At 27.0% G+C, this 9,801-nt stretch carries 11 protein-coding genes; 7 read left to right on the top strand and 4 right to left on the bottom strand.

From position 1 onward, the window contains the following. Nucleotides 1-198 precede the first annotated feature (198 nt). Nucleotides 199-951, top strand: a complete 753-nt coding sequence (locus tag JOC47_RS15010; protein ID WP_204703223.1) for a hypothetical protein — start codon at nt 199-201, stop codon at nt 949-951. A gap of 270 nt (nt 952-1,221) precedes the next feature. Here JOC47_RS15010 and JOC47_RS15005 read toward each other — a convergent pair whose 3' ends face one another. Beyond that, nucleotides 1,222-1,605: a DUF3231 family protein gene (locus JOC47_RS15005; RefSeq protein ID WP_338035364.1), complete on the bottom strand. Its 384-nt coding sequence runs from the start codon at nt 1,603-1,605 to the stop codon at nt 1,222-1,224. A 42-nt stretch (nt 1,606-1,647) separates the two neighbouring features. Continuing rightward, nucleotides 1,648-2,217 carry a DUF3231 family protein gene (locus tag JOC47_RS15000; protein ID WP_204703222.1) on the bottom strand — a complete coding sequence of 190 codons (570 nt, stop codon included), beginning with the start codon at nt 2,215-2,217 and terminating at the stop codon, nt 1,648-1,650. Between the two features lie 447 nt (nt 2,218-2,664). Between JOC47_RS15000 and JOC47_RS14995 the strand changes: the two genes are divergently transcribed. From JOC47_RS14995 to JOC47_RS14985, 3 genes are all read left to right on the top strand, one after another. Then, nucleotides 2,665-2,967, top strand: coding sequence for a nucleotidyltransferase family protein (locus JOC47_RS14995; protein ID WP_204703221.1), 303 nt, complete (start codon nt 2,665-2,667; stop codon nt 2,965-2,967). After that, a complete protein-coding gene (locus JOC47_RS14990) occupies nt 2,957-3,415 on the top strand; it encodes a ribonuclease toxin HepT-like protein (RefSeq protein WP_204703220.1) in 459 nt (152 codons plus the stop codon). The genes JOC47_RS14995 and JOC47_RS14990 overlap by 11 nt, the downstream gene beginning before the upstream one ends. Nucleotides 3,416-3,784: 369 nt before the next feature. Beyond that, entirely contained in the window at nt 3,785-4,096 is a 312-nt protein-coding gene (locus tag JOC47_RS14985; protein ID WP_204703219.1) for a hypothetical protein, read from the top strand. Between the two features lie 135 nt (nt 4,097-4,231). Here the strand turns inward: JOC47_RS14985 and JOC47_RS14980 are convergent, their stop codons facing one another. Continuing rightward, a complete protein-coding gene (locus JOC47_RS14980) occupies nt 4,232-5,224 on the bottom strand; it encodes an IS3 family transposase (RefSeq protein ID WP_204703218.1) in 993 nt (330 codons plus the stop codon). Continuing rightward, nucleotides 5,221-5,715, bottom strand: a complete 495-nt coding sequence (locus tag JOC47_RS14975; protein ID WP_204703217.1) for a transposase — start codon at nt 5,713-5,715, stop codon at nt 5,221-5,223. Before JOC47_RS14975 ends, JOC47_RS14980 begins: the two co-directional genes overlap by 4 nt. Before the next feature lie 238 nt (nt 5,716-5,953). Between JOC47_RS14975 and JOC47_RS14970 the strand changes: the two genes are divergently transcribed. From JOC47_RS14970 to JOC47_RS14960, 3 genes are all read left to right on the top strand, one after another. Continuing rightward, nucleotides 5,954-7,003: a hypothetical protein gene (locus JOC47_RS14970; RefSeq protein WP_204703215.1), complete on the top strand. Its 1,050-nt coding sequence runs from the start codon at nt 5,954-5,956 to the stop codon at nt 7,001-7,003. Nucleotides 7,004-7,188: 185 nt separating this feature from the next. Beyond that, on the top strand, nt 7,189-7,899 hold the full coding sequence (locus tag JOC47_RS14965; protein WP_204703213.1) for a hypothetical protein: 711 nt from the start codon (nt 7,189-7,191) through the stop codon (nt 7,897-7,899). A gap of 502 nt (nt 7,900-8,401) precedes the next feature. Beyond that, complete coding sequence (locus JOC47_RS14960) at nt 8,402-9,781, top strand: reverse transcriptase domain-containing protein (RefSeq protein WP_204703211.1); 1,380 nt, start codon at nt 8,402-8,404, stop codon at nt 9,779-9,781. Nucleotides 9,782-9,801: the final 20 nt, after the last annotated feature.

The raw sequence follows: 9,801 nt of genomic DNA, 5'->3' as shown, positions 1-9,801 counted from the left end.
TTATATGGACTTCGCATAACATGCGATTAGCGACATCTAGGCTAAGAGGGATATGCAGGGTTGCAGAACTGACTTATGAAATTTAGGAGAATAGGCAAAGTATAGGAGCAGCAATGAGACGTCGCGAATCCCAGGGACGTTATACGAAATCTTTTGTAGTTTTATTTTAATACAACTATTCATCTTGGAGGATTTGATATGGAAAACATTATTTTAATAATTTTTTTTATTCTATTTTTAATAGAATTATTTAAAAATAGAAAATATAAAACATTGATAACAATAGTATCAATAGGATTAACTATAATATCATTTATCATTTTGTTTAACCAATTAACTTATTATACACAGCTTAATAGAAAAATTTTAATTTACCATATAGAACAAACAAAAAACAAATATAATTTACCGTCTTCTGTTAGCGAAGATCTGTCTTCCGTATATGGAGATAAAGATAAGTTAAAAGAAATTTTTAATGTAGTAGATAATCTTAGAGAACCAATAAAAAACAAAAAATCTCTTTCATACTATGAATTTAAGAATTTGAATAAAAGAATTAGTTTAATATGTTTTAATTATTACGCTAGTTTTATTTTTAATGAATTAGGACATATTGGAGATATTATTACAATTGTTTCATCTCCATCTTCTATTTTAAATGCTAATAATAATCCTGTAGATATATACATAGGTAAAAAAGAGATAAATAAAATAAAGCTAAATATAAATGATAAGAAAAAAATAAAAATAAAAATAAATGATGAAAATATTAATCTTAATAATGCTATTTTAAGTGTTTTAAAATCAGAACCAGAAGAAAGCATTGCTAAAATTAATAAAACTGGTATCATTAAAACAAATAATTATGGAAAAACTAAATTAGGTGGGATAATTGAATTTAATAACAAATTATATATATTTAAAACTGCAATTATAGTAAGTCAAAAATGAAAGTTAAATTTTGCAGAGACTTCGTATAACATGCGATTAGCGACATCTAGGTAAGAGGGAGAGGCAGGGTTGCAGCAATGACTTATGAAATTCAGGAGAATATGCAAAGTATAGGAGCAGTAGAGAGACGTCGCGAATCGCAGGGACGTTAGGCGACATATCTGCTGATGATCTTACTAATGTAAGTGTAATATAAGAAAAAATAATGAGGTTTTGTTTCTATTGGTTTTAGTTGTAATAATTTGGAATAAGATAGTTGGTTTTTTAAGCTTAAGATTTTCTATATTTTGGAGCTATATATGCCCAGCCTTTCATTTTGCCATAACGAATAAAATCATTGTAAAGTTCTACCTCTTCATTATAGAGTTGAAAAAACAAATCACGAATATTATCATTTCGTACAGTTTCTACTACTGCACGGATATGAGTATCTATAGCATCTTGAGCTCCTTTTAGAATAATTCTATAAACAAATTTATCTTCCATAATTTCTGGATCTATTGTTGCTTGTTCTGAAGCAGGTGGTTTTTCTGGAAGAGGAATTTCAAAATTTGTTGCTTTTTCTTCAAGTGTTTTGATTTGATTTTCTAATTTTGAAACGCCTTTTTTTAATATCATTTCTAAGTCTTTATCATGAACAAAACCTAAAAATATACGGGTCAGTTGTAATTGATCATATCTTGAATTAAGAAGTTCTCATAGATGTCCCGCTTCACTTGTAGATAGTTCTTCTTTTTTCATTGGTTTATGAGTTTTAAAAGATGGAGCTACTTCTGTCCACCCCTTTACTTTGCCATATTTATAAAGATTTTGGAAGTCGTTTAAATGGCTATTTACAAAATTTATAAAGTGTTTTCTTAAACTTTCATTTACTCTACTTCTACTTATGGTAGCACTTAATGAATATAATTCAGCTATTAAATCTGAATAAAGTCTTTTAAAAATCATCTTATCAGTTATAGAATCAATATGAGTGGACGTTTTTATTTGTTCGGGAGGTTTTGAAGGAACTTTTACTTTGAGTTTTTTAGCTATATCTTCAAGAATATCTATTTGTTCTTGGAAATGTTCAAGATGTTGGTCAAGTAATAAATCAAAATCTCGATCATGAACGAAGTTTCTAAATAATTCATAAGTTTCTAAGCTTGTATATCTGGTTTTTAGAGCATTCCATATATTATATGCTTCTATGGTAGATAGTTCATCTTCAACGGTAATATTCTTTTTAAATAATCGTTCAGGGTGTAATAGGTTAGATATTTTCATTATATATAGCCTCCAAATAATATTAATTTTGTTTCTCTTAAATTTATTATTTGATATAAACCTAAATTTTAAAAAGGAAAGTTTATGCAATTTGAACAAATAAACAAGTAAAGTGTTTTTAATGTAAGATTTTGATTAAAGGAGACAGCAGATACATCGCCTAACATGAGATTAGCGACATCTAGGTACAGATGATAGGGCATGGTTAAGTACTGACTTATGAAATTTAGGAGGATAAGCAAAAGTAAAGTAGCAGTAGCGAGACGTCGCGAATCCCAGGGAAGTTAGGCGACATATCCAGCTAATTATTTTGAAATTACAATAAATAAATCAAAGATTATATTAATTTTTATGTGATTTAGAAAAAATTAGTTATATGATTTTATGTTTAAGGTGTAATTGTGGTATAATATAAATAAAGAGAATGAGCTAATGTGGGGTGATAATATGTTAGAGGATCTAGATAGGCTACCATCTAGTTATAAAAAAGATGTTGAAAAAGCAGTAAAAATTCTTAAGAAAGAAGGTTGCAAAGATATTTATCTATTCGGCTCTCTTGCTGAAGGTGATGTGAAAGAAGAATCAGATATAGATTTGGCTATAAAAGGATGTCCTTCTGGAAAGTATTTTAATTTAATTGGTAAGCTTATGTTAGAATTAGACCATTCTGTAGATTTAGTTAATTTAGATAAAGATGATGACTTTGCTTCATTTTTGACTACGGAAGGAGAATTACTTTATGTATCATAAAGCAATATTAAATAAAGTTGAATTTGAAATAGAGCAAGTAGATAAATTATTAAATAAGTATGAAGATTTGATAAAAAGATGTGAAGAAAAAGAACCTGAGTTAGTAGAGCTTACAGCATTAGCTTCTGTGTTACATTCTTTTTATAATGGGATAGAAAATATATTTTTAGTAATAGCAAAAGGCATAGATGGTGAAAAGCCAAATGGTTCAAATTGGCATAAAGAATTATTAGTACAGATGAGAGAATCTAATGATAAAAGGAAAGAAATAATTTCCAAAGATTCAAAAGAGAAAATAAAAGATTATTTAGGTTTTAGGCATTTTTATAGACATTCATACTCATTTTATCTTGATTGGAAAGAGATGAAAGATTTAGTGCTTTCACTTTTAGATGTTTGGAATCAAATAAAAGCAGAATTAAATGATTTTGCTAATAGTTTAAAGTAAAGAGTAGCTGAAATTATATAGAATTTTATTAGAAAAGCTTGGGTGATTAAAATCCAAGCTTTTAGCGTTATTTAAAACTTTTTAATCATAAAGTTATTTTTAATTAAGATTAATTTCAGATTAAAAAGATAGCTATAGCAAAATATAGTTTAATAATTGCTAAGTAAAATAGGATAGACGAGCTGGATACATCGCCTAACATAGGGTTAGCGACATCTAGGTTAAGAAGATAGGTGAAGGGCGGTATTACATATGAAAGTTTTAGAGGCTGGACAAGTTATAAGAGGGTTGAGCTAGACGTCGCGAACCCCAAGGACGTTAGCTGAAAATAAATTTCAAGTACTGTACTTATATTAAAGAGGTGATTTTATGAATATGTTAGAATATATAGAAAGTAAAAAAGCTAGGAATGATTTAAAAGATTTATTATCTTCTTGTGATGACAATGTACAATTGAAAAAATTAGATAAATTCCCCCAAGTACCTAAAATGTTTAAGTACTCTTCTTTAAATGAATTTATTTTAGCAGATTTACAAGATAATACTTTAACTGCAACAAGTCCAAGTGAATTTAATGACTTATATGATTCATCATTACATTCTAATTCATATCATAAAAGAAAAAAGAGAATAGATCAATTAAAGGAATCTGGGAAAAAGCTTGGGTACCCTATATGTTAGGATAGTTGTCGTATTTAATTAAAAATTTCTTTGAATACTACCGCCCTAATATTGAAATTAAGAGTTTTGCTGGTTAAGACATTTTTCAACTTCGTTTTCTTTCATTGGATTCAATGTAACATATTCAGGTAGAGACTAATCTCTAATTTCTCCTGACCACCTTTCTGGATGAGCTTCTTTTGCTTTTTTATAAGTCTCTATACGTTTCTCCATAATATCTATATCAAGCCCATGATGCCTCTGATAGGGCGTTATAAAATTAAGCCCACTATGCAAATGAATGTGATTATACCAATGTACAAATTTAGAAACCCACTCTCTGGCTTGAATTAAATTTTCAAAGCCTTTATTTGGATAAACTGGTCTGTATTTCATTGTCTTAAATAGGGACTCAGAATAAGGGTTATCATTACTTACTCTCGGTCTTGAAAACGAGCTCTGTATACCTAATTTTTCTAAAGTCGCCATAAATGTTGCAGCTTTCATTGGGCTGCCATTATCAGAATGTAATATCAACGGGTTATCTTTTTTAGCAATTCCCTCTGAAAGAGTTGCCTTTTTAATTAATCTTTGAGAATACTCAGCCTTTTCGGTTTCCCATACTTCATGAGAAACTATTAATCTGCTATACATATCAGTGATTAAATATAGTTTAAAGAATTTACCTTTAATAAAAGCATTAAGCCAGGTTATATCCCAAGTCCAAACTTGATTAGGTCCAGTAGCTATATGCGTTGGTTTTTCTCTTTTTACTGGTTTTTTAGATTTACTTCTATGAGTATTCATTTTTTCTTCTTCTAAGACTCTATAGAAGGTTGATTCTGAAGCAATATATTTGCCTTTATCAGCTAATTCCGGCACAATTTTTGATGGTGGTAGATCAGCATATTCTTTACTGTTTGCAATCTTAATAATTTCTTTTTTCTCTGTTTCTGTCAATTTGTTTTTAGGTGGTTTCCGTTCAACTATAGGTCTCTGATCTTTTTTTATATTGTCGTCTTTAGTCCATCGGTAATAAGTACGAGAGCTAATTCCAAGCTCTCTGCAAGCTGGTTCTAATCTAGAACCATTTTCGCTTGCTTCATTGATCAGCTTTACTGCTTTTGTGCGATCTGAATCACTGATCAATCTTCCTCGGGGTCCGCCCAAATCGCATTTGCCTTTTTTCTGAGTACTAGTAAAGCTGCAGTTTCTGCTAAAGCTTTTTCTTTATGTCGCAACTCTTTTTGAAGTTCTTTATTTTTATTTTGTTCCGTTTTCAGATTCTTCTTAATTTTCTTAGTATCTTCAAATGTTGTATTGTTAGCACTTTGACACTGTTTTATCCAGCTTTTTAATTCTTCAAGATGAATTCCTTTTTCTCTACAGTATTTAGAAGTTTCTAATTCAGGTAGACTAGCAGTTTCTAAAACAGCTTGAAATTTATCTTGAGAGCTCCAATTACTAGCTTTTTTACTAGTTTTAGAACTTTGTTTAAGCACTTTAGACCTCCAGCCATAAAGAGTATTTTTAGGAATATTCAGTTCTTCTGCTAAAGCAGGTACTTTTTCAGCATTTGGCGGGGCAAGTCTTTTAAAAACAGATTCTTTTAATTTTTTAGAATATACTTTTTTGGGCATATGAACCCTCTCCTTAGGATTTTTATTGTCGTTACTTTATTATAACACAGATTTTATTCCTTACGACAACTATCCTAACATATAGGGATACTTAAAAGATTATGAAAGTGAGTATTATTCAAGTGATGAGATAAAAATAGAAAAGAGATCTTATTTATTAAAAGATGCTATATTATTTATTCATCATGGAATTGAAATTTTATTCAAACATATATTATACAAAGAGAGTGAATATCTTGTGTTTTCAAATATAGATAGAAATGTAAAAAATGCTTTTGTACAAAAACGTAACCAAAGTTTAGATAGTATTTTTGAAACAGAATTAAAGCATAAAATTCATACAGTAAATTTTAATGAGGCAATAGAGAGAGTTACAAAGATATGTGGCTATAATTTATCTGAAGTGTTTTCTAATAAATTAATTGAATTGCAAGATTTAAGAAATCAAGTTACTCATTCTGAAATTCATTTTGATGAAATTGAAATTCAAAATTTATTTGATGGGTTTCTTGAGGAGTTAGAGGCTTATTTTTATGATGCTATTGGTGATAAATATAAGACTGTTACAGGCTATAGTCAACTTGTTAAAAATTATGAAAATTATGTCTCAATTTTAGAAGATAAAAATTTAAAAGAAAAGAAAGAAATATTAGACTGTTTTCTCGAAATATTTGATAGTATTGGTTTTGGAATGGGACTTAATGAGGTGAAATTAATAACTGATATAAATATAGCAACTAAAATCATTAGTTCTATTATAAACTCTGATTTTAAACTTGGATTAGATTTGTATAATGGATTTTGTTCTGGAGATATATTAGAAATAAAAAGAATTGATAAAAATCATTTTTCAATTTTAACAAATGATGATAATTCTGAATATATATTTAAGTTTAAAGGATTACTTATATATATGCCGTCTTTACATTCAAAATATTCTCCGATATTATATTTTGAAGCAGATAATGATATTTGTGATGAGTATTCAAAAGAGGAACTTAGATGTTTTAGAGATGGTATTAAAGCTATTGAGGGAATTTATTTATATGAAAAAGATGAAACTATGTATGGTTTTGAAGAAGTTAATAAATTTCATAATGAATATAATTCTACTGGATATATGTCTACTCCAAAGTATCATACAGTTCATAAATTTTTAACTAAAGGGATATTTTGTTTTATAAATTTTCAAACTCTTAAATATAGACAAGTAGTAGTATCTTTAAGAGACTGGAAATTTGAAGATTTAAAAGCTTTAGAAGTCGCATATAGGAAAACGTTAAAATAATAACCTAGCACTTTAGATAACATGAACTCAAATGGAAATAGAAATGACATATAAAATTTTTGTGTTTGATTTATGATTAGGAACATTGATGAAATGTCGTGAAACTCAGTGGTATTGTCTAAAATGTTAAAATGTTTATTAAATCAAAAAAATTGAGTAAAAAATAAAAGAAAGGATTGAAGTATATGAAAAAAATTATTATTGAGTTATCTGAAGAAAAAACTTATCAATTTAGTAGAGAACGTGAAACAAAACTTCCTAATGAATTTCCCTTTACTAATATTTTTTCAATTAAATTTCCTTTAAAAGTTATCTTATCTAAAAACGAAAAAGTCAATAATATAAGTGAAGATGTAATAATGGATGTTTATATTAACCAAAATGATCAAGATAATAATCTTGTTAATATAAAATTGTTTAATTCATATAAAAATCTTCTTTTTTCTTTTTTATATTCTACTTATTTTCCGAATCCACAAATTAAATGCAATAAAATTATTAATAGCAATATAAGGGCTAATTTTTTGGGGGATAAATTAAGAAATATACTATCAAATATGCTCTTTTATGTTACAAATGATAATAGAGATAGGAAAATAAATGAGGAAAGTAAAACATATACAACTAATAATAGTAAGTATAAAGCATCAGCTTCCAATAAAAGGTATATTTACAAACATGAATATGATAATAGTTCTAATAACCATAAAAAAGAAAATCATAAAGATTATGAACAAACTTTTGTTAGGGGTCATTATAGAAAAGGATATTGGAGAATATATAAAAATGAAGATGGAACTATAAAAGATAAGATATGGATAGAAGAAACATGGGTAAAGCCATATATTAAAGGAGAAGAATTAAATGATTATATAGTTTATAGAATAACTGATTAATATATAATTTGTAATTTAAGGTTAAATATAATTAGATGAAATTTAAAACGCACTTCAGATAACATGCGATTAGCGACATCTAGATAAGAGGAAGAGGCAGGGTTGAAGTACTGACTTATGAAATTTAGGAGAATAGGCAAAGTATAGGAGCAACAATGAGACGTCGCGAATCCCAGGGACGTTATCTGAAATACTAGAGCTAAAATCAAAAGCTAAACAATTATTCATATTCAAATTTTGATTATTTTGTCCGATTATGTTAAAATTTGTATTGAGTTGGAGGCTCTTACTTTTTAACAAGTGACTTTTGATAATAATTTCAAGTATCAAGTATGGTTATTGATGCTTGAAATTATTAATACAAAGGTAACCTAATCAATAAGATATGGATACTTACTAAGGTTTACCCTGGTGACTTTACTTGAAATACAGTAAAGTATTAAACTATGCTAATATATGAAGGGTCTCCAACTTTTATAATTCATTTGGCAGGGAGGGTAATATGTCTACATCTGAAGAATTTAAAGAGAAATTTAAATATAAAAATTTAAAAGATCACTATTTTGAAAAAGTAAGAAGTAAAGCGAATCCAGGATTAGATAAAATAACTCGAAGAGTTTTTGAGAGGAATTTGGTAGAAAATATTAAAATCATCTCTAGAAAAGTTGTTAATGGAAATTATAAGTTCACTCCATATAAACAAAAATTATTTTCTAAAGGTAGAGGGAAGCCACCAAGAGTTATTTCTATACCGACTATAAGGGATAAACTTACTTTAAGTGTTTTAAAAGAAATTATACATAATCAATTTTCTGATGATTTATATCATTTTATTGTTCAAACAATCATAGATGAAATAAAAAATACAATAGAAAATGAAAAATTTAATTATTATATTAAAATTGATATTAGTAATTTTTTTGGGTCTTTAAATCATGATTTTCTATTAGAAAAAATAAAGAATAAAACCAGAAACCAGAAAATGATAGATTTAATAAGAAATGCTATTATTACTCCTACTGTTCCCGAAAATAGTTTAACTCAAAATAGAAAAACTAAAAATGATAAAGGTGTTCCACAAGGATTACCAATTTCTAATATACTTTCAAGCATATATTTAATGGATTTTGATAATAAACATCTTAATTCAAATGAGTATGATTATTATCGATTTGTTGATGATATTCTTATATTATGTAATAAAGAAGAGTTTGAGTCAATAGAAAATAAATTTATTAAAAAAAGTAAAAATGATATGAAATTTCTAAATATAGATGATAATAATCATTTAAAAATTAATGAAGAAAAAAAAGAAATTGGTAAAATAAAAGAAGGTTTTATATATTTAGGTTATCAAATAGCTGGAAAAGATTTTAGTGTTAGGGATAAATCTAGATATAATTTAGAACATTCTATTGAAGATATATTTGTAAAACATAGTCGTTCTGGCTTCCAGAATATAGATCTATTTTTATGGGAATTAAATCTAAGAATAACAGGTTGCTTTATTGACGAGAATGATAAATATGGATGGATGTTTTTCTTTTCTCAGATGAATGATAAAACTTTATTATTCGAATTAGATTGGTTAGTACAAAAATTTATAGATAGATTTGATCTTAGAGATAAAATTGATGAAGATGAAGTAAAAAGATTTGTAAGAACTTATCACGAAATAAATTATAACTTACATGAAACAAATTATATTCCTGATTTTGATGAATATGATGAAAATGATAAAAGAAATTTTCTAATAAATGTTATTGATATAGATAAAGAAAAAATAAATAAAATGGATGAGGATGAATTAGAGTTAAATTTTTTTAGAAATATTTATCCATCAATAAAAAAATTAGAAAAGGATTTTCAAGATATTTCATAATCAATTTTTTAAAGTGAGGG

Source organism: Halanaerobacter jeridensis (assembly GCF_016908315.1).
GTDB lineage: Bacteria > Bacillota > Halanaerobiia > Halobacteroidales > Halobacteroidaceae > Halanaerobacter > Halanaerobacter jeridensis.
This window is presented reverse-complemented; position numbering and strand designations above follow the sequence as displayed.